Source organism: Kitasatospora sp. NPDC059673, from assembly GCF_042734215.1.
Lineage (GTDB): Bacteria > Actinomycetota > Actinomycetes > Streptomycetales > Streptomycetaceae > Kitasatospora.
Window position 1 is genome coordinate 18,906 of the sequence record NZ_JBHWEN010000001.1, and the last position, 19,631, is coordinate 38,536.

The window sequence follows — 19,631 nt, forward strand, 5'->3', positions numbered from 1 at the left end:
CGGCCGCTACCCCTCGGCCTGTTCCTTCGCGACGCGCACCTGCTCGGCGAACTCCTCGGCGGAGATCCGCTCCACCGAGGCCCCGTACTTCGCGGCCAGTTCGTCGGCAGGTGCACTGTCGTGCTCGACCATGTCCATCACCAGCAGCGCCCGCCCGTTGTCCACCCGCGACGACAGCACGATCAGGCCCGCACCGCCGTCGGTCATTTCGGTCTGCTCGGCCGCGTTGCCGATCGCCGCACCCGCCGCGAAACCCAGCAGCGCCCCGATCGGCCCGCCGAGCAACCCGACCAGCCCGCCCACCAGCCCCGAACCGACGGTCGGCACGCCCGCACCCCGGATGTGGCTCTCCGGGATGTCGACGATCCCCTCGTCACTGCGCTCCAGCACCGCGAGCTGCCGCAGCCCCGGCAGATGCATCGCATCCTCGTACGCCCGGCGGCACGCCCCCTGGTCGGTGAAGCCGAGCAGCAGCACGTTGTGGTGGTGGTCGCTCATCGCAGTCCCCTTCGCCGACCGGTCGTCCTCTGCCACGCCACGCTGACGCGACACCCGCCCATCCTGCCCCCCAACACCCGCGCCCCGCCCCCGCGCTGCGCCGGACAGCCCTGGCGGGCAGCGGGGGCCGGAGCGGCCAGCGAGAGATGCCCTGCGGGCGGCGCGAGCGAGCGACGGCGGGGGATGCCCTGCGGGCCGCCGGGGCCCGGGGTGGCAGGGGTGGCCCTGCGGGCGGCGCGAGCGAGCGACGATAGTGGCCCGGCGGGCGGCGGGGGATGTCCAGCGGGTGACGAAAGCGAGCGGCGATGATGGCCCGGAGCCCGACGGGCGGCCAGACCCGACAGGCGGCCGAGCGTCCGGCAGGCGACGGTGGCCCGACAGGTGGCCGGGGCCCAGCGGGTGGTCAGGGGCCGGGCGGGTGGCGAAAGCGAGCGACGGCCGGGGGCCCGGCGGGTGTGGCCCGGGCGTGCAGCGATGGTGGCCTGGCGGTCAACCGGGGCCCAATGGGTGGCCCGGGCCGGCGGGGCGGGTGGCCCGGGGCGGCGACAAGGGATGCCCGGTGGGTGGCGAAAGCGAGGGCGGTGGCTGGCGAGCGGCCGAGGGCCCGGCGGGCGACGGTGACCCGCCAGGGGGCCCAGACCCGGCGGGCGATGGTGGCCGACGGGCGGCGAAAGCGAGCGACGACGGTGGCCCCTGGCGGGCGGCGAGGGGCCAGCAGGTCGTCAGGGGCCCGGCGGTAGCGAAAGCGAGCAACGGCCGGGGCCCGGCGGGTCGCCAGGGCCCGGCGGGCGGCGAGGGTGCCCGGCTGGTTGCGAAAGCGAGCGGTAACAGTGGCCTGGCAGGCGGCGAAAGCGAGCGGCCGGAGGCCCGATGGGCGGCGAGGGCCAGACGGGCGGCGAGGGCCAGACGGGCGGCGAAAGCGAGCCACGACGGTGGCCCCTGGCGGGCGGCCAAGGGTCCAACGGGTGGCGGAGGCCCGGCAGGTGGCCAGGGCGACGGGCGGCGCGAGCGGGCGGCGACGACGACGGCCTGGCGGGCGGCGCGAGCGGGCGGCGACGACGGCCCGACGGGTGGCGCGAGCGGGCGGCGACGGTGGTCTGGCGGGCGGCGCGAGCGGGCGGCGACGGTGGTCTGGCGGGCGGGGCGGCTGGCAAGGCGGAGGTGCGGTCCTGGGCGGGGGTGGCGGAGGGTGCTGTGGGGGGCGGCGATAATGGTGGGCATGGCCCGCCGACGCACCCCCTCCCCCTCTCCTGTCGCTCCGACCACCTGTCCGTGCGGGCTGCCCGCCGCGTATGCCGAGTGTTGCGGGCGGTTGCACCGCGGGGAGGCGGCCGCGAGCAGTGCTGAGCAGCTGATGCGGTCGCGGTTCAGTGCGTTCGCGGTGCGGGACGAGCCGTACCTGCTGCGGTCCTGGCATCCGGACACCCGGCCTGCCTCCGTCGACTTCGACCCGTCGTTGCGCTGGGAGCGCCTGGAGATTCTTGGCGCCACCGACGGCGGGCCGTTCCACCAGGACGGGACGGTCGAGTTCCGTGCCCATTACCGTGAGCGCGGCCGGGCCGGTTCCTTGCACGAGAACAGCCGCTTCGTCCGCCAGCAGGGCGAGTGGGTGTACCTGGACGGCGTCATCCAGCCCTGAGCAGGCGGTACTTGAGGCCGAGCAGCGCCCCGCCGGCGCCGCGCGGCAGCAGATGGCTGGTGTCGGTGCGGTCCTGCGCGCCGAACCGGTACTTGTACGGCTCGTCGCCGCGCAGGAAGTCGAAGACCCGCACGCCTTCTGTCGCGCAGCTGCGCACCGCCGCGTCGATCAGCGCGGTGCCGAGGGACTCGGCGGCCCACCGTTGGTCCCAGCCGATCTGGTAGTAGGCGAACCGGTCGGCCCACCGGAAGCCGTACAGCACGCCGATCAACTCGCCTTCGTGGCGGGCGACTTGGAAGGCGGGCCCGCAGTCGGGCAGGGCGGCCTCCAGCAGCGCCCGGTGCAGCGGCAGGCGACCGGCGTCGAAGCTGCTGACCCCACCGGCGGCGGCCTGGCGGCGCAGTTGGTGCAGGCGCAGCAGTTCGTCCAGCAGGGTGGGTGGGGCGGCGGCGGGTGGCAGCCAGTCGAAGGTGACGCCGGCGGCGGCCAGGCGGCGGTGGGCGCGCCGGTTGGCGGCCCGGAAGTCGCGCGAGCCGAGCCGGTCGGGCCCGGCGGTGAGGTCGAGGCGCGGGCAGGCGCTGCGGGTGACGGGTCGGGTGCCGGGCGGCAGCAGGTCGCCGTGCGCCGGGTCCAGTGCGGGCAGCCACAGGGTGCGGCGGCGGGCACGGGCGGCGAGCCAGGCGGCGACCTCGGCGCGCCGGTGCGGCCGGACGGCGGGCCCGCAGTGGTCGGCGGCGCCGGGCCCGGCACCGAGAAGGGTGAGCACCGGCAGCCCGAGCGGCACCCGGTGGTGCGGCCGCAGCCGGGCGAGCGCCAGCGGCACCACCGCCTCGACCCGGCCGTCCGCTCCACGCCACACGGCGATCTCGCCGCGCTGCCCGGCCCCGAGCGTCCGCCACCACGCGAGCACCCAGTCCGGCCCGGCGAACCATGAGCCGTCCGGGTCATCGACGATCAACTGGCGCCATTCGCGGACGAGTTCACCGTCCAGTCCGGGCGTACGCAAGATCTCCGGCGCGTCCTTCATCACGCAACCCCCTCTCTCTTCGATCGCCACCGCGTGGGGCGGTGCCGAAGCAATCCCGATCCCTGCGCGCGCCGACGGCTGAACGGGGTAGGGCCACCCGACCGCCACCCCGACAGTGCCACAACGGCCCGGCCGCGTAGCCGAATTGACCCGCAACCGCCCGGCAAACCGGTGCACGGTGCGCCGGCCCTCGCGCGAAGGAATCGCGGAGCACCCGAGCCGGGACGCAGACCGGGCAGAGCCCCCACGCCACCTGAGCCCGCGCACGCGCCGACCCACAATCGTCCGCCGAACGCGAGCGCAGTGCGCCGACGGTCGAACACAGGCCACGCCACCGCCGAACGAAGACGGCCCGCCGGGCCGGGCCATGGCGCAACGGTCGAGGCCTGTGGGCGAGTTGGCCCGCAGCCACCCGCCGCAAACGGACTCGCGGCAGCCGGGAGCAGGCACGACCTTCGGCACGTCCGCCACAACCCCGTCCCCTCCCCGGCCCGCAGTTGCCCGTCCCGAACGGCGCCCACCCCACGCCCGCGCCTCAGCACCCGCCCCACGCCCGCCCAACCGACGCCCACCCCACGCCCGCGCCTCAACGCCCGCCCCCAACCGACGCCCACCCCACGCCCGCGCCTCAGCACCCGCCCCACGCCCGCCCAACCGACGCCCACCCCACGCCCGCGCCTCAGCGCCCCCCACACGCCCGCCCAACCGACGCCCACCCGACGCCCGCGCCTCAGCGTCCGCCGCGTAGGCGGTGCATGGCGGGGTGGAGGCCCGAGAGGATGGTGTCGAAGCGGTCGGGGCCGGTGTGGGAGTTGACGCGCAGGCGGCTGATGCGCAGGCGTTCGGCGGGGGCCAGGGCGGCGTGGCGGTGGTCGAAGAGGAAGGCGGTGCGGTAGCCGAGGGTGCGCAGCACGGTCTCGGCGCGGGGGTCGTGGTTGCCGTTGGGGTAGGCGAAGGTGGTGGGCGGGTGGCCCAGGCAGGTGGTCAACCGGTCGTGGGCGCGGACGAGTTGGGCGTCGAGGTCGCTGTCCTCGCAGCGGTCGAGGCACGGGTGGGAGGCGGTGTGGTTGCCGACGGTCAGGCCGCCTTCGGCCAGGGTGCGCAGTTCGGCCGAGCTCAACTGCCGTTGCGGGGGCGCCTGTCGGCTCGCGGTGGCGCGCAACTCGGCAAGGACGTGCAGGCGTTCGACGTCGGGGACGGTCTTGAGGTGGTGGACGGCGGCGGCGGAGTCGAGGCCGTGCAGCGTGTGGGTGTGGCCGCCGCGGCGGATCAGGTGGGCGGCTTCGGTCCACCAGTAGGGGCGGTCGCTGTCGATCAGGTCGGTGATCACGTACGCGGCGGCGGGGATGCGGAGACGGGCGAGGACCGGGAGGGCGTGGGTGAGGACGGTGGGGTCGCCGTCGTCGAAGGTGACCAGCACGCTGCGGGGCGGGAGGGGGCGGCGGTGTTCGGCGGCGTGGGCGACCTGCTCGGGGGCGACGGGGTGGGCGGTGCGGGCGAGGCGTTCCATCTGGGCGCGGAACGCGGTGGGGTCGTCGATGCCGTGGTAGGCGAGGACGGCGAGGCGGTGGGCGGCGCGGGCGCGGAAGACGGGCTGGAGCGGGGAGTGGCGCAGGAGTGCGTCGATCCCCCGGCGCCGGGCGGCGCGGTCGCGCCGGGTGGCGCGGTCCGTGGTCGGCATGGCTTCCCCCTCGGCCGGTGCACGTACGGGCACCCCGGGCGGTCGGCCCGGGGTGCCCGTCTCGGTTCAGGTCATCAGCGTCCCATGCATCCGTAATGTCTGTCCCAAGTTCCTGAAAGCTTCCTGGGAGCCCGCCGGACAGCGGCACTGCCCGTCGGCCCGCCACCTGTCCGGATCGCACCACTTTGCGGCTCATATAACGGATTGACATAGTTCTGGGAGACTGCTGCCCGTCCGCCCATGGGAGTGCCCTCACGATGACCATGCCCGGCTTCGGCTCGCTCGGCTCCGACGACGCCTTCTCCGAACTGCTGAATCGCTTCTTCGGCCTGAACCCGGCCGCTGCCCCGCCCGCCGTCCAGCGGGTGCCGATCGGGCGGCTGCTCACCGAGTCCGCCCGGGACCTGATCGGCCGGGCGGAGCTGCGGGCCCAGGAGGACGGCAGCACCGACCTCGACACCCCGCACCTGCTGTGGGCGGCCACCCTGACGGACCCGGCCCGTTCGCTGCTCGCGCAGGCGGGCGCCGACCCGGACGCGCTCGCCGCCACCATCGAACGCACCCTGCCGGCCGGGGAGGCCGACCCGTCCGTGGAGCCCGGCCTGACGCCCGCCGCCAAGCGGGTGCTGATCGGGGCGCACGCCCGTTCGCAGGCCGCCGGGGTCTCGTACATCGGGCCGGAGCACATCCTGGCCGCCCTGCTGGACGACCCCGACTCGGGGGCCGGCCGCCTGCTGTCCGCGCACGGTGCCGATGCCTCCCGGATGCGGCGCGGGGCCGAGGCGGCCGCCTCCCGTGGGGAGCGTGGCGTCCCGGCCAAGGAGGACAGCAAGACCCCGACCCTGGACGAGTACGGCCGCGACCTGACCGAGGACGCCAAGCTCGGCAAGCTGGACCCGGTGGTCGGCCGGGCCGAGGAGATCGAGCAGACCATCGAGATCCTCTCCCGCCGTTCCAAGAACAACCCGGTACTGATCGGCGAGCCCGGCGTCGGCAAGACCGCCATCGTCGAGGGCCTCGCCCAGCGGGTGATCGCCGGTGACGTCCCGAGCACCCTGAAGGACCGCCGGGTGGTCGCGCTGGACCTGTCCGGTCTGGTGGCGGGCTCCAAGTACCGCGGCGAGTTCGAGGAACGGTTGAAGAACGTCATCGACGAGGTCCGCGAGGCCGCCGACTCGATCATCCTGTTCATCGACGAGCTGCACACCGTGGTCGGCGCGGGCGCCGGCGGCGAGGGCGCGATGGACGCCGGAAACATGCTCAAGCCGGCCCTGGCCCGCGGCGAGCTGCACGTCATCGGCGCGACCACCATCGACGAGTACCGCAAGCACATCGAGAAGGACGCGGCCCTGGAGCGCCGCTTCCAGCCGGTGCTGATCCCGGAGCCGTCCGTGGAGGAGACCGTGCAGATCCTCGAAGGTCTGCGCGACGCGTACGAGGCCCACCACCAGGTCCGGTTCACCGACGACGCGCTGCGCGCCGCCGCCGACCTGTCCGACCGGTACGTCTCGGACCGCTACCTGCCCGACAAGGCGATCGACCTGATGGACCAGGCCGGCGCCCGGGTCCGGCTGCGCGGCCTGGGCCGCTCCACCGAGGTGATCGGACGGGAGGACGAACTCGCCAAGCTGCGCCGAGAGAAGGACGAGGCGGTCGCCGCCGAGGACTTCACCCGCGCCTCCGAACTCAAGACCCGGATCGCCGACCTGGAGTCGCAGAACGCCGAGATCGAGGAACGCCGCGAGGGCGTCGTCTCCGTCACCGTGGACGACATCGCCGATGTCCTCTCCCGGCAGACCGGCATCCCGGTCTCCCAGCTCACCGAGGACGAGAAGGCCCGGCTGCTCAAGCTGGAGGACGAACTCCACAACCGGGTGATCGGCCAGGACCGGGCGGTGGTCGCGGTCTCCGAGGCGGTCCGCCGCAGCCGGGCCGGCATGGCCGACCCGAACCGGCCGGTCGGCTCGTTCCTGTTCCTCGGCCCGACCGGCGTCGGCAAGACCGAACTCGCCAAGGCCCTGGCCGAGTTGATCTTCGGGGACGAGGACCGGCTGGTGCGTTTCGACATGAGCGAGTTCCAGGAGAAGCACACCGTCTCCCGCCTGGTCGGCGCCCCACCCGGGTACGTCGGCTACGAGGAGGCCGGGCAGCTCACCGAGGCCGTCCGCCGCCGCCCGTACAGCGTGCTGCTGTTCGACGAGGTGGAGAAGGCCCATCCCGACGTGTTCAACGCACTGCTGCAGGTCCTCGACGACGGGCGGCTGACGGACGCCCAGGGCCGCACCGTGGACTTCCGCAACACCGTGGTCATCATGACCTCCAACATCGGCTCGCAGCTGATCCTCGCCCACCGCGGCGAGACCGAGGAGATCCGCGACCGGCTGATGGCCGAACTCCGCGGGCGCTTCCTGCCCGAGTTCCTCAACCGGATCGACGACATCATCGTCTTCGACGCGCTCGGCGAGTACGACCTGCTGCGCATCGTCGACCTGATGCTCGCCAACTCCGAACGCCGGGTGCGGGCCCAGGGCCTCGAACTCGACGTCACCGAGGCGGCGAAGCGGTGGCTGGTCGATCGCGGCCACCAGCCCGAGTTCGGCGCCCGGCCGCTGCGCCGCACCATCCAGACCCAGCTGGACAACCGGCTCGCCACCATGCTGCTCTCCGGCGACCTCCAGCCCGGCGACACCATCGTCGCGGACGCCCAGGACGGCGAACTGGTCTGCTCGATCGGCCGCCCCGCCGAGGCCTGAACCGGACCCGCCCGAACCGGGCCGGCATAAACCGGACCGCCACCTCCGCCCCGGGAGCCTCTCCCGGGGCGGATCCGCGCGTCACGGGGAGGTGTTGCGGGCGGCCCAGTCCGCGAGGGCCGTGCGATTCGGCTGGCCGGCCTTCTCCAGCAGGCTGGCCACGTGTTTCTCCACCGTCCGCGGCGAGATGCTCAGCCGGGCGGCGATCTCCTGGTTGCCGAGCCGCTGCGCGACCAGCAGCACCACCTCGTACTCCCGCACCGTCACCCGCCGTCCGCGCAGCCCCTCCGGGACCTGCTCGGTGCCGGTGCGCCGCTGCGGGACGCCGGCCCCGGCCTCGCGCAGCAGGCGGCGGCAGGCGGCTCCGACGGCCGGCACCCCGGCGCGGTGGAAGTACTCCTCGGCGCTGCGCAGCCATCCCACCGGCTCGCCCCAGCCGTCGGCGAGCGCGGCCTCGGCGACCAGCCGCAGCCCCAGGTGACGGGCCATCGCGAACGGGCGGGCCGCCCGGGCGGCCTCCGCGACGGCCTCGGCGGCGGCGTCGGCCTGCCCGGCCCGGCCCAGGTGGACGGCGTACGCCAGCCGCTCGAACTGCCGGTTCCAGGCCAGCCCGGCGGCGTGGTCGGCGGCCGTCCTGGCGTGCTCCTCGGCGGACCCGGTGCCGGCCAGCGCGCGCAGCAGCGGGTGCAGGCCGTGCGCGCCGTTCAGGTAGAAGACGGACGGGTGCCGGGCCTCCCAGCGACGGGCCAGGTCGAACTCGGCGAGGGCCAGCACCCGGTCCTCCTCCAGCAGGGCGCACACCGCCCGGCAGTTGCCGTACGCCAGCGGCAGCTGCAGGGACTCCGCGCCGTCCCAGCGGTCGAACTCGGCCAGCACGTCGGTCATTTCGGCCCGGCGGCCCTGGTGGGCGGCCACCATCGCCCGGGTCAGCAGCAGGAACTGGTGGTGGTCGACGTTGCGCAGCCGGGCGCTGGCCTCCAGGCCCTGGTCGCTGAGCGTGCGGGCCCGGGCGTAGTCGCCACGCAGCACGGCGTGCATGGCGAGCGTCGACTCGGCGGAGCGGACCAGGTCGAGCGCGCCCAGGTCGAGCGCGGCCCGGTGTGCCCGCTCCAGCTGGACGGACTCGCCGACCTGCATGAACTCGTTGACGCCGAGCCGCAGTTGGGCGTCCACCTGCCAGCCGGGGAGCCGGTGCCGGGCGGCCAGGTCGAGCAGGCGCCGCAGGCATCCGTCCGCCCGGTCGAAGCCGTGCCTGCGCTCCAGCAGGGCGAGCAACTGCCATGCCTGGCAGGCGATTTCGGCCAGGCCGGCGGCCTCGGCCCGTTCGGCGGCGCGGCGGGCCAGCCGCTCCGCGGCGGCGGTCCGCCACTCGCCCTCCGGCACCCCGTCCCGATCCGTGCCGGAGTCCGCTGCGGGGCAGCCGACTCCGGCCAGGGCGAGGTGGGCCTCCACCACCTCCAGGGCGCAGGTCCGTTCGGGGCCGGCCGTGGGGCCGAGCAGGGTACGGACCAGGGCGGCCTGCTCGGCGGCGTCCGCGAGGCGGCCGGCGGTGACGGCGGCCCGGGCCAGGCGCAGGTGCAGGGCGGCGGTTCGGTCGTCGCCGAGCGCGGCCGGGCCGCCCAGCGGGAGCGTCCGGGCGAGGTCACGGGCCTGGTCGAACCGGCCGCTGTCGGCGAGGGCGTGCACCAGCTGCTCACGGATGGCGCTCGCGGCGGCCGTGGCTGCGCCGTCCCCGCCGACCAGTTCCAGGGCGCGTTCCAGCAGCGCGACGGCGGACTCGGTGGCCCCGCCCAGCCGGGCCTCCTCGGCAGCCTCCGCGAACAGCCGGGCGGCGGCCTCCGGTTCGCCCGCCGACTGGCGCAGGACGGCCACCAACTGCCGCCATTCGCCTGGCAGTCCGGGGTAGGCGAGTTCCACCTCGCCGGCCGCGCGCCGGGCGATCGCGGCCCGCTCGGCAGGCAGCAGGTCGGCCAGCAGCGCGTCCGCGACCATCGCGTGCCGGAACTCGTAGCGGTCGGCGACCGGCCCGCTGGGCGACAGCAGCCGGGCGTCGATCCCGGCCCGCAGGTGGATCAGCAGGCTGCGGTCGTCCAGGCCGGTGACCAGTTGCAGCACCGGCAGTGCGAAGCGCCGCCCCAGCACCGCGGCGACGTTGAGCATCTCCCGGCCCGCCGGGTCGATCCGGGCGGCCCGCTGCACGACGCTGCGCACCACCGTGGTGGGCACGCCGGTGGCGACGTCGCCGAACACCTCCCACCCCCGCACGGGGTCGCGGCGCAGTGCCCCGGCGGTGACCATCCCGCTCAGCAACTCCTCGATCACGAACGGGTTTCCGCCGGCGTCCCTGACCACCCGCTCGACCACGGCGGCGGGCAGTGCGCCGGGGGCGGCGGACAGGCAGGCAGCGGCGAGTTCGGCGGTCTGCGCATCGTCCAGCGGGAGCAGGTCGAGCCGCCGGGCCTGTCTGCGGGCGGCCGCGTCGAGCGCCAGGTCGAGTGCGGGGCACGGGTGTTGACGCAGCGTCACGACCAGCAGAACGGGCAGGCCGTCGAGGTTGTCGATCACGTAGTCGAGCACGGCGAGGGTCTCCGCGTCCGCCTCGTGCAGGTCCTCGACGATCAGGAGGCAGCCGCGCGGCGGCCGGTCCGGGTCCTCCCGGCCGACCGCGCCGAGCAGCCGCAGCAGCGCCTCGGCGATGTCGGTCAACGACGGTGGCGTGGCCGGGCGTTGCTCGACCCGCCAGTCCGGGACCAGCGCCGCCAGCGCGGACCGGTACGGCGTGAGCGACGGGTCCTGCGGCGGCCCGCTCACCCGGAACAGCGACAGCAGTGCCTCGGCGATCGGCCGGAACGGCACCGGCGCGCCGGCGCTGCTGCCCCGGCCGCGCAGCACGGCCATTCCGTCCGCGACCGCCCGGTACGCGCAGTCGGCCGTCAGCCGGGTCTTGCCGATTCCGGCTTCACCGCCGACGAACACCGCGCGTCCCCGCCCCCGGCGGGCGTCGATCAACCCGTCGAGCAGGACCCGCAGTTCCTCGGCACGACCCACGACATAAGGCGAGGAGGTGAGCATTGACGCAGGCTAGCGGCCCGCGCCGTCACCGGGCCATCGGCCCTTTTGCACTGTTGCTCAGTTCTCGGTGAACGAGATGGAGGTGAGGGTGCTCCAGTCCGCCATGCCGCCGGCGCCGCCGTCCATCGCCCCGTGCTCCGGCGCGAGCCAGCCGGACAGCGCCAACGCCCTTCTCACCCGGGGGAGTTCGACTCGGCCGAGGGAGGAGATGATCTCCCCGGCGGGGTGTGCCGCCCACTCGTCGGTACGCGCCTCGGGGTCCTTCCACAGGGCGACGAGGGTCGAGGTGGTCATGGTGGTCCTCCTGACAGGAAAGATGTGGCGGGCGGTCCGGATGCGGCGGCCCGGGCGGAACGAAACGGGCTGGGTGGAGCGGGGACGCGGCGGCCCGTACGGAACGGGACGTGGGACGGGCTGGGTGGAGCGGGGGTGCGGCTACCTGCGGGGCGGTTCCAGCAGCAGGACGCAGGGAACGTCGGCGGGGTGGGCGAGGCGGAGCAGGGTGTGGCCGATGCCGGCCAGGCCGGCCAGCAGGGCCGGGGTGGGGATCGCCGCGGGGGTGGCGCAGCGGGGGCCGGAGTGGTCGAGGTCGCCGAGCAGGTCGGCGGCGCGGGTGGCGGCGCGGGTGGGCCGGCCGGTGAGCAGGAGCTCCAGGGCGGCGCTGTCGCCGTGCAGCAGGCTGTGGTCCTTGGCGGGTCCGGCCGGTGGCGGCGGGGACACGGTGTCGGGGGTGTGGGCGGCGGCCAGGCGCGCCGCGGGGCCGAGCGTCGCGGTGGGTCCGGGCGCGGGCAGCCGCACGGTGCGGCCGGTGGCCGCGTAGCGGTGCAGGGCCCAGCGCCGGTGGGCGGCTCCGTCCGGGGTGGGGTCGGGGGTGGCGGCGAGCCGCTCGGCGCAGTGGTCGGCGGCCGAGGCGGCCTCCGGGTCGCCGGTGAGCCGGTGGACGGCGAGCATCGCGGCCAGGCAGCCGGCGTCGCCGGAGAGCAACTGCCGGTCCGGGTGCGGGTCTTCGGGCGGTGCGGTGCGGGCGGCCCGGGCGGTGAGCCGGACGGCCGTCGCGGTGGCCTCGCGGAGCTCGCAGGCGCCGCCGAGCAGCGTGTCGAGACGGGCGAGTCCGTACGCGATGCCGCCGAGGCCGGTGAAGCCGCCCGCGCCGACGGCGTCCAGCTGGGCGGGGTCGGCGGTGAGTGCGGCCAGCAGCGCGGGCAGCGGTCGCACGGCGCGGCGGGCGGTCTCGGCGTAGCGTGCGGTGCCGGTGAGGGCGGCCAGTTGGGCGAGGAACAGCGCGGTGCCGAGGTAGCCGCCGTCGAGGGCCGCGCCCTGCGGCATCAGTGCCCATTGGCGGTCGGTGATCGGTTCCAGGGTGAGCCAGTTGACGCGGTGCCGGTCGCCGTGGGCGCGGGCCAGGATGCGGTCGGCGAGGTCGCAGGCGGCGGCGACCAGCCGGTCGGGGTCGGGGGCGACGGGCGGGCAGGAGCGTTCGTCGGGGGTGGCGGTGAGCGCGCCGGGCCCGCCGGACCGGGTGGCCAGGGCCGCCCGGACGATCCACTCCTGGTCGTACAGGTCGGTGCGGTCGAGTGTGGCGAACCGCCGCCTGGTCCGGTCGAGTCCGCTGTCGGCGGGGGTCGGGCCGCAGGGTCGGCCGTCGGCGTGCAGGCGTCCGTCGCCGGCGGTGGTGGTGAACAACGGGACGTCTCCGCACCAGAGTTCGTCGCGTTCGGCGGCGGCCAGCGGGCGGCGCCGGGGGTCGTCGGCTGATTCCCGCCAGAGCAGGCCGAGCAGCCGCTCGCGGTCGAGGCCTTCGCGCAGCGCGTCAGGGTGGGTGGCTTCCTCCAGCAGGGTCGCGTACCGCCGGGTGGGGCGGACCACGACGCGCACGGTGTCGGCCGCGAAGCTCTCCAACAGCCCGCCGGGGGCGGTGAGTCGGGGTGCGGCGTCGGCGAGCGCCCGGTAGCCGGCCCGGAATCCGCAGACCAGCGCCTCGGTGTACTCCTGCGGGTCGACGTCCGCCCCGCCGAGCCGGGGCCGGTTGGCGGCGCGCCGCAGGTGGCCCGGTGCGCGTACCAGCCGCATCCGGTCGGTGCCGGCCTCGGCCCAGCCCGGCACGGGCATGGGCAGTGGCGCACCGTCGTCGCCGCCGATCCCCGACACGTCGAGCGCGCCGTGTTCGCCGAACAGCGGGAACGGCAGCAGCGAGATCCGGTGCACCGACTCGCCGAGCACCCGCAGCGCCGGATCGCCGCCGAGCGGTTCGACCGGCCCCTGCTCGGGGTGGAACAGCGTCTCCAGGTCCACCAGGACGGGCTGGTCACCGGCCGCGATCAGGTTCTCGTAGTGGATGTCGGTGCCGCCGAGCACGTGCAGCAGCGCCAGTTGCACGCCCAGCCGCCGGTAGAAGCGTTCCACGCCGCACCGGTCCGTGCACGGGCCCGGCTCGACGAACTCCAGCCAGCCGTAGGCGTGCCGGTCCAGTACGGCGAGGGTGCGCAGCGCGGCGTCCGGCACCGATTCGCCGAGCAGCCGCAGCAGCCGGTTCCAGTGCCGGTGCACGCCGAGCGGGCGCGGCTTGTACACCGCGCACGGCCCGGCGGCGAACCGCAGGACGGCCACCGTCCGGCCGTGCGCGTGCCGGTCGCCCGCCCCGGTGCGGACCTGGACCAGCCGGCCCGGGTCGGCGCCGTCGAACAGTTCCGCGACCAGGGCCGCCCGGTCGGTGGTGAACCGGTCGGCGAGTTCGGCCCACGCGGCCACCGTGTCCTCGCAGCAGCACGCCAACAACCGTGCCAGCACCGGGTATTCGGCGACCAGTGCGGCCAGCCGGTCGGATGACGCGACTTGCCGGACGAAGTCGGCGAACCGCTCCGTGCCGTTCGTCCCGTGCAGCGCGCCGCCGACCCGCGCGACGTTCAGCTCCAGGACCAGGGTCCGGCTGGCGGTCCGCACCAGCCGGGACGTCAGGCTCTGCTCGAAGTCGGCTTCGAGACAGGACAGTTCGGCGTGCTCCGCGAAGGCCTGCCAGTGCGGGTCGGCCCGCAGCGCGGCCAGTGCGGCGGCGGCGAACGGGGCCACCACGGCCGCGAACCCGTCCGCCCAGGGCTGTGCTCCCTCGCCGGAGGCGCCCGGGCCGGCGGAGGCGCCCGGGCCGGCGGAGGCGCCCGGGCCGGCGGGCGCGGCGGGCGCGGCGGCCACCGCGCGCCGGACGAAGCCCGCCCAGTCGGGCTGCGCCCCGGCCCGCGCCGCCAGGCTGTCCGCCGACTCGGCCAGCAGCGCCCGCAGTTGAGCCCGGTCCGCGCCCAGATCGGCCAGCCATTCGTCCAGTCGGCCGTCGAACTCCCGGTGCCAGGCGGCGAGTCGGCGATCCACGGACGGCGCGGCCTCGGCAGGCACGGAGCCGGGCGCGGCGCCGGCCGGGCCGGTCAGGCGTTCCGTCAGGGTCAACGCCGGTGCCCACCAGGCGCCTTCGCCGTGCCGGCCCCAGGTGGCTGTGGAATCGGTCATAGTGGCAAGCATGGCCACCGGGCGCCCCCGCAACATGGGGGCCGGCCCCCATATTCCCGCGGCGGGACGGGCCCCCATCCGGGGGGTGGGGGCGGGCCCCCGGGGGCGGGTTGCGGAATACGGGGGTCCGTCCGGATGGGCCCGCAGGGGTGGGCGCCGTCAGGCTCGGCACATGGATGCGACCACGAGAGAGACGACGGTGCAGGTTCTCGGCCCGATGGCCGCCGCGGTCGGCGGGGTGCGGGTGCGACTCGGCGGGCCCCGGCCGCGCGCGGTGCTGGCGGCGCTGGCCGCGGCGGGCGGCGCGGTCGTCCCCGAACAGGACCTGATCGACGCCGTCTGGGAGGACCGTCTGCCGGCCAGCCCGCGGCACGCCCTGCACACCTGCGTGGCCGATCTGCGCCGCGCCCTGGAGCCCCACCGCCCGGCCGGACAGGAGTCCTCCGTGCTGCGCCACGAGCCCGGCGGCTACCGCCTGCGGCTCGCCCAGGACGCGCTCGACGCCCGGCAGTTCGCCGCGCTCGTCGAGCGCGCCGGAACCTCTGCCCGCAGCCACCCGGTGAAGGCGCTCGCCGCGGCGGACCTGGCGCTGTCGCTGTGGCGCGGCCCGGCCTACGCCGACCTCGCCCACCTGGTGTTCCTCGACCCGGAGCGCTGGCGGCTGACCGAACTGCGCTGCGCCGCACGGGAGATCCGGGCCTCCGTGCTGCTCACCCTGAACGCCCACCACCTCGCCGTCACCGAGTGCGCCCTGCTCACCAGCGAGGCCCCGCTGCGCGAGTCCGGCTGGGCCCTGCGCGCCCGCACCCTCTACCGCAGCGGCCGCCAGGCAGAGGCGGCGGCCGTCCTGCACACCGCCCGCCGCACCCTGCGCGACGAGCTGGGCGTCCATCCGGGCCCCGAACTCGCCCACCTCACCCAGCGCATCCTGATCCACGACCCGACGCTCACCGCCGAACTGCACGGGCCGGCGAAGCAGCCGGCCTGACCGGCCCTGTGCGGGCCCCGGCCGCCGACCGGCGGTCGGGGCGGTCGTCATGACACCGGTGTGGGCGTCGCGCCCCGGCTCGCCGGGGCGAGCACCTTCCCGTCCACGGTGACGTCCAGGTTCCGCCGTCCCGCCAGGACCGCCGCCAGCACCAGGCCGAACAGGGCGGCCACCACGCCCAGCGCCGCGCCGGTGCCCCCGAATTGGAGCAGCGCGCCGGCGGCCAGTGGGGCGAGCGGCTGGAGGGCGCCGCCGATGAACGACGTGGTGCCGCTGACCCGGCCGTAGACGTCGTAGTCGACGACCAGCAGGGTGGTGGTGCCGAGCGCGGCGCCGACCACGGGGGCGAGCAGCAGGACCGGGGCGAGGGCCGCCGCGGGGCCGAGCCGGCCGGCGCTCAGGCCGACGGCGAGTGTGGCGAGCAGCCGCAGCGCGGCCGTGCCGGCCATCAGCCGCCACAGGCCGAAGCGGCGGTGCGCGCCGGCGGCGAAGAGCGAGCCGATCAGTCCGCAGGCGGCGGCGGCGCTGAACGCGAGACCGGTGCCGCCGCCGGCCGCGCCGGGGCGCAGCAGCAGGATGTACATGAGCATCGAGACCGCGAGGTTGCCGGGCACCGAGTAGGCGAGGGACGCCCGCAGGAACGGGGTGCGGCGGATGACGGCGAGTCCTTCCCGCAGTCGGGGCCAGCCGCGGGCCGACGGGCTGTCGCCGGCGCCGGACGGCAGGCCGCGGACGCAGGCCAGCGAGACCAGGTAGCTCACGGCGTCCCCGAGGAAGGGCGCGGCCCGGGTCAGGCCGAACAGGGCGCCGCCGGCGGCGGGGCCGACGATCGAGGCGCTGTAGCCGCGGACCTGGTTGGCGGCGACCGCCTCGGGCAGCTGGTCGGCGGGGACGATGGTGCGCAGCATCTTCCCGGCGGCGGGCCCGAACGCGGTGAGCGCGGTGCCGGAGGCGACGGTGGTGACGGCGAGCAGCCACAGCGGCGGGCCGCCCGCGAAGGTGGTGACGGCGACGGCGGTGACGGCGGTGAGCCGGACGGTGTCGCAGGCGAGCATCAGCCGGCGCGGGGGGATCCGGTCGGCGAGCTGGCCGCAGGGGGCGGCGGTCAGCCAGGTGGTGAGGAAGCCCAGGGTGGCGAGGATGCTGGCCTTCCCGGGTGATCCGGTGACCGCGACGGCCAGCATCGGGATCGCCAGCACGCTCATGGAGCTGCCGAGTTCGGAGGTGAACTGGCCGATCCACAGCCGTCGGAACATCGGGTTCGCCCCGACCAGCCGGAACCGGCTCAGCCACCGCCGGTTCCGGGCCGGTCGTACGTCGGGTGCAACGTCCGCGGTCACGGCAGCAGTCCGTCCACGGTGAAGTGGAAGTCGGTGCGGGTGCCGGGGCGGGCGAGGCGCAGCCGGTCGAGGAAGAGCGCGATGCCGATCGAGCCGGTGGCCAGGTCGCAGCTCTCCCGCAGGGCCTGTTCGCCGGGGAAGCCGATCCCGCCGGGGATCTCGCCGTCCTGTTCGATCCGGCTGAGCAGGATGCCGTCGGCGACCCGCCGGGCTTCGTCCAACCACCGCTGTTCGCCGAGCAGTTCGCCCGCGTCGAGCAGGACGTTGCCGAGTCCGGCGAGCCCGTGCGCGAGGTGCGGGAAGACGACGTAGCGGCGGGCCGAGTCGCGCAGCAGGTCCTCGGCGACGGCGGCGAGTTGCTCGTCGGGCCGGGCGGCGAGGTAGCGGACGACGGTGACCGAGACGCCGGCGGTGCCTTCGTCCCAGTAGTTGCGCAGGATGGTGCGGCCTTCGGCGGGGCCGGTGTGGGACGGGAAGCCGAGGGTGCCGCCGGGAAGGGAGCTGGCGTGCGCGAGGTCGTGGCCGAGCGCGGCGCGGCCGAGGGTGTACCAGCGTTCCTCACCGGTCGCGAGGTGCAGGTAGAGCAGGAACAGGGCGATGCCGCTGCCGCCGTGGCCGTGGCCGAGCCGGGTGCAGAGCCGGCCGTCGCCGGGGATGGCCTGCGGCCAGTGCGGGCCGTCGGGGCCGTGGACGGCGGTGGCGGCGAGGTGTTCGCCGTCGGCGACGGCGTCGGCGAGCAGTTCGGGGTCGTGCTGGCGGTGCCACAGGTGCAGGGCGGCGAGGCCGTGGCCGGCGGTGCCGTGCAGGATGCCGGGCAGGGCGTGCCGCAGCGGGTGGCGGCGGGCGGAGGCCATCAGCGCGCGGGCGACGGCGGGGTGGCCGAGCGCGTCGAACGCCCAGGCCAGGCCGGACTGGCCGAGGTACAGGCCGGGCGGGTACGCGGCGGGGTCGACGTCCTTGGCGAGCGCCCAGCCGAGCAGCCGGTCGGGCACGCTGCCGCGCAGCCGGTGCAGGCCGTACAGGATGCCGGTGGCGCCGTACGCGAGGGAGAGCGGGTTGGTCTGGTGGACCAGCGGGTTGCTGGGGAACAGCCGGTCGGCGCGCTGCGCGTCGGCGGCGGCCTCGATCTCGGCGGCGATGCCCTCGACGGTGGCGGCGAGGTCGGCGTCCCGCAGCCCGGGCACGGCCTCGGGGTCGCGGTAGCGGCTGGCGGCGGGTTCGGTGAGCGGGACGGGGGACGTCCACAGCGCCGGGTCGTCGAACGGCAGCGCGTCGATCCGCTTCAGCAGCTCCTCCGGGTCGAAGTCGCCGTCCACGGCCTCCGGGTCGGTCAAGTCCCGGATCAGCGAGGTGAGTTCGGCGGGCAGTGCGAGGTCTGCGGTGAGCGCGTCCAGGAACCGGTCCTGGGCGGGGCGGTGGAAGCCGGTGGTGTTGTTGACCACCATGATGGAGGAGAAGATCAGCGCGCCGAGGCAGTGCCAGTCGTTGGCCCGGTCGTAGCGGTTGGTGGCGCGCAGCCGGGGGCTGGCCAGGCCGATGGTGTGCACGCCGAGGTGCGGGTCGATGCCCTCGCGGACGGCGGCCTCCAGGTCGAGCAGCACGGCCCGGCCGTCCTTGGTGAGGTGCACGTTGGTGTAGGAGAGGTCGCCGAGCAGGATGCCGCGGCGGTGGGCGGCGGCGAGGGCCTCGGCGATCTGCCGCCACAGGGCGCGTTGCGTGCGGTAGTAGGCGCGCAGGCTTTCGCCGTCCAGCTTGCCGGTGATCACGGGGTTGGTGGCGATGCAGTTGCGGCTGTAGTGCGGGCCGTCGATGTACTCCTCGACCAGGAAGGCGTGTCCGGCTTCGTGGAAGAAGTCCAGCGGCTGCACGAAGTACCCGGTGTCGGCGAGCTCCGACAGCACCTGGTACTCCTTCTCCAGCACCTCGACGGCCGCCCGCCCGGGCCGCCCGACCAGCACGCCCGGCCGGGCTTCCTTGAGCACCACCTGCGCGCCGGTCTCCCGGTCGGTGGCCAGGTAGACGCCGCCCCGGTTGCCGAACATCAGCGCGGAGGTGGGCAGGTAACGGCCGTTCAGCGCGCTGTCCTCCTCGGCCTCCTCGGGCGGGAACGGGTCGGTGACCCACGGCGGCGACTCGAAGTACGGGTTGCGGACGTCGGGGATCAGGGTGCCGTCGGGGGTGGCGATCATCAGGTCGTTGATGCCGTCGGCCCGCAGCCGCTTGATCGCGGCGAAGCCGCCGTAGCGGTAGTAGACGGCCGTCGAGCCGGGCCAGCGCCGGTCGGAGAGGATGTACGGGCCGCCGCGGCCTTCCAGGGCGGCGGCCAACTCCTTGCCCACCGCGTGGAATTCGGCGTCGTCGGCCGGGTAGACGGTGATGAACTTGCCGCTGGCGGTCCGGGAGAAGGTCTTGCCGCTGGTCAGCTCGACCGACCACGGGTCGATCAGGAACTTGAACGCCACCCCGTGCGCGAACAGCACCGGCAGGGCGAGCCGCAGCACCTCCTCGCTCTCCCCCGCCGCCGCGGTGACGTGCAGTTTCCATCCCTGCGCGGGGGTGTTGCGGCCGGGCGGGTCGGCGATGAACCACAGGCCGCGCCGGCGGGTGGCCCAGCCGTCGGGGACGAGTTCACGGAAGGCCGCGAGGTGCGCAGGGTCGGGGCGGTGGCGGTCGGCGGTCTCGTACCAGCGCCGGTCGAACTGCAGGTAGTACTGGAGCGATTGCCAGGAGAGCACGGGCGTTTCCCTTCCGGACGGGCGGTGCGGAGAAAGGGGCGGGCCCCGACGGCATTGCTCCGCCGGGGCCCAGGAGACCTGTTCGGGTCAGCAGCTGTGCGAGTCGCAGGACGAGACGCTGATGGACTCCTGGTCGTCGATCGGGTTGCCCTCGACGGTGACCATCTTCTGCAGCTTCAGGACGTTCGCCATGGTGTGCTCCTCTGTGATCGTTTCCTCCGCCCGACCGGCCGGCCGGTGCGGTGAGGCGGCATCGCGCCACCGGGGCCCGGAAGACCTCTTCGGGTCAGCAGCTGTGCGAGTCGCAGGACGAGACGCTGATGGACTCCTGGTCGTCGATCGGGTTGCCCTCGACGGTGACCATCTTCTGCAGCTTCAGGACGTTCGCCATGGTGTGCTCCTC

11 protein-coding genes are annotated in these 19,631 nt (G+C 75.3%); 3 read left to right on the forward strand and 8 right to left on the reverse strand.

Annotation, left to right across the window (positions count from 1 at the left end; all coding sequences use genetic code 11):
- Window positions 1–6: 6 nt before the first annotated feature.
- A complete protein-coding gene (locus tag ACFV18_RS00100; protein ID WP_380477871.1) occupies window positions 7–498 on the reverse strand; it encodes a hypothetical protein in 492 nt (163 codons plus the stop codon).
- A 1,219-nt stretch (window positions 499–1,717) separates the two neighbouring features.
- Between ACFV18_RS00100 and ACFV18_RS00105 the strand changes: the two genes are divergently transcribed.
- Window positions 1,718–2,137 carry a YchJ family protein gene (locus tag ACFV18_RS00105; RefSeq protein ID WP_380477873.1) on the forward strand — a complete coding sequence of 140 codons (420 nt, stop codon included), beginning with the start codon at window positions 1,718–1,720 and terminating at the stop codon, window positions 2,135–2,137.
- On the opposite strand, the gene ACFV18_RS00110 is transcribed toward ACFV18_RS00105, so the two are convergent.
- Complete coding sequence (locus ACFV18_RS00110) at window positions 2,124–3,164, reverse strand: GNAT family N-acetyltransferase (RefSeq protein ID WP_380477875.1); 1,041 nt, start codon at window positions 3,162–3,164, stop codon at window positions 2,124–2,126. The two genes, ACFV18_RS00105 and ACFV18_RS00110, sit on opposite strands and share 14 nt — an antisense overlap.
- Window positions 3,165–3,894: 730 nt before the next feature.
- Entirely contained in the window at window positions 3,895–4,845 is a 951-nt protein-coding gene (locus ACFV18_RS00115) for a polysaccharide deacetylase family protein (RefSeq protein ID WP_380477876.1), read from the reverse strand.
- Window positions 4,846–5,102: 257 nt separating this feature from the next.
- Here ACFV18_RS00115 and ACFV18_RS00120 point away from each other — a divergent pair, with 257 nt between their 5' ends.
- A complete protein-coding gene (locus ACFV18_RS00120) occupies window positions 5,103–7,598 on the forward strand; it encodes an ATP-dependent Clp protease ATP-binding subunit (RefSeq protein WP_380477878.1) in 2,496 nt (831 codons plus the stop codon).
- Between the two features lie 81 nt (window positions 7,599–7,679).
- Here the strand turns inward: ACFV18_RS00120 and ACFV18_RS00125 are convergent, their stop codons facing one another.
- The 3 genes from ACFV18_RS00125 to lanM form a co-directional block, all read right to left on the reverse strand.
- The gene (locus tag ACFV18_RS00125) at window positions 7,680–10,670 is read right to left on the reverse strand and encodes a helix-turn-helix transcriptional regulator (protein WP_380477880.1); all 2,991 of its coding nucleotides are present in this window, start codon (window positions 10,668–10,670) and stop codon (window positions 7,680–7,682) included.
- Window positions 10,671–10,727: 57 nt separating this feature from the next.
- The gene (locus ACFV18_RS00130; RefSeq protein WP_380477881.1) at window positions 10,728–10,964 is read right to left on the reverse strand and encodes a hypothetical protein; all 237 of its coding nucleotides are present in this window, start codon (window positions 10,962–10,964) and stop codon (window positions 10,728–10,730) included.
- A 141-nt stretch (window positions 10,965–11,105) separates the two neighbouring features.
- The gene (gene lanM / locus ACFV18_RS00135; RefSeq protein WP_380477882.1) at window positions 11,106–14,165 is read right to left on the reverse strand and encodes a type 2 lanthipeptide synthetase LanM; all 3,060 of its coding nucleotides are present in this window, start codon (window positions 14,163–14,165) and stop codon (window positions 11,106–11,108) included.
- 172 nt (window positions 14,166–14,337) lie between these two features.
- Between lanM and ACFV18_RS00140 the strand changes: the two genes are divergently transcribed.
- Complete coding sequence (locus ACFV18_RS00140; RefSeq protein WP_380477883.1) at window positions 14,338–15,153, forward strand: BTAD domain-containing putative transcriptional regulator; 816 nt, start codon at window positions 14,338–14,340, stop codon at window positions 15,151–15,153.
- Between the two features lie 47 nt (window positions 15,154–15,200).
- Here ACFV18_RS00140 and ACFV18_RS00145 read toward each other — a convergent pair whose 3' ends face one another.
- Window positions 15,201–16,493: an MFS transporter gene (locus ACFV18_RS00145; protein WP_380477884.1), complete on the reverse strand. Its 1,293-nt coding sequence runs from the start codon at window positions 16,491–16,493 to the stop codon at window positions 15,201–15,203.
- A complete protein-coding gene (gene lanKC, locus ACFV18_RS00150) occupies window positions 16,490–19,228 on the reverse strand; it encodes a class III lanthionine synthetase LanKC (RefSeq protein WP_380477885.1) in 2,739 nt (912 codons plus the stop codon). Before lanKC ends, ACFV18_RS00145 begins: the two co-directional genes overlap by 4 nt.
- Window positions 19,229–19,631 lie beyond the last annotated feature (403 nt).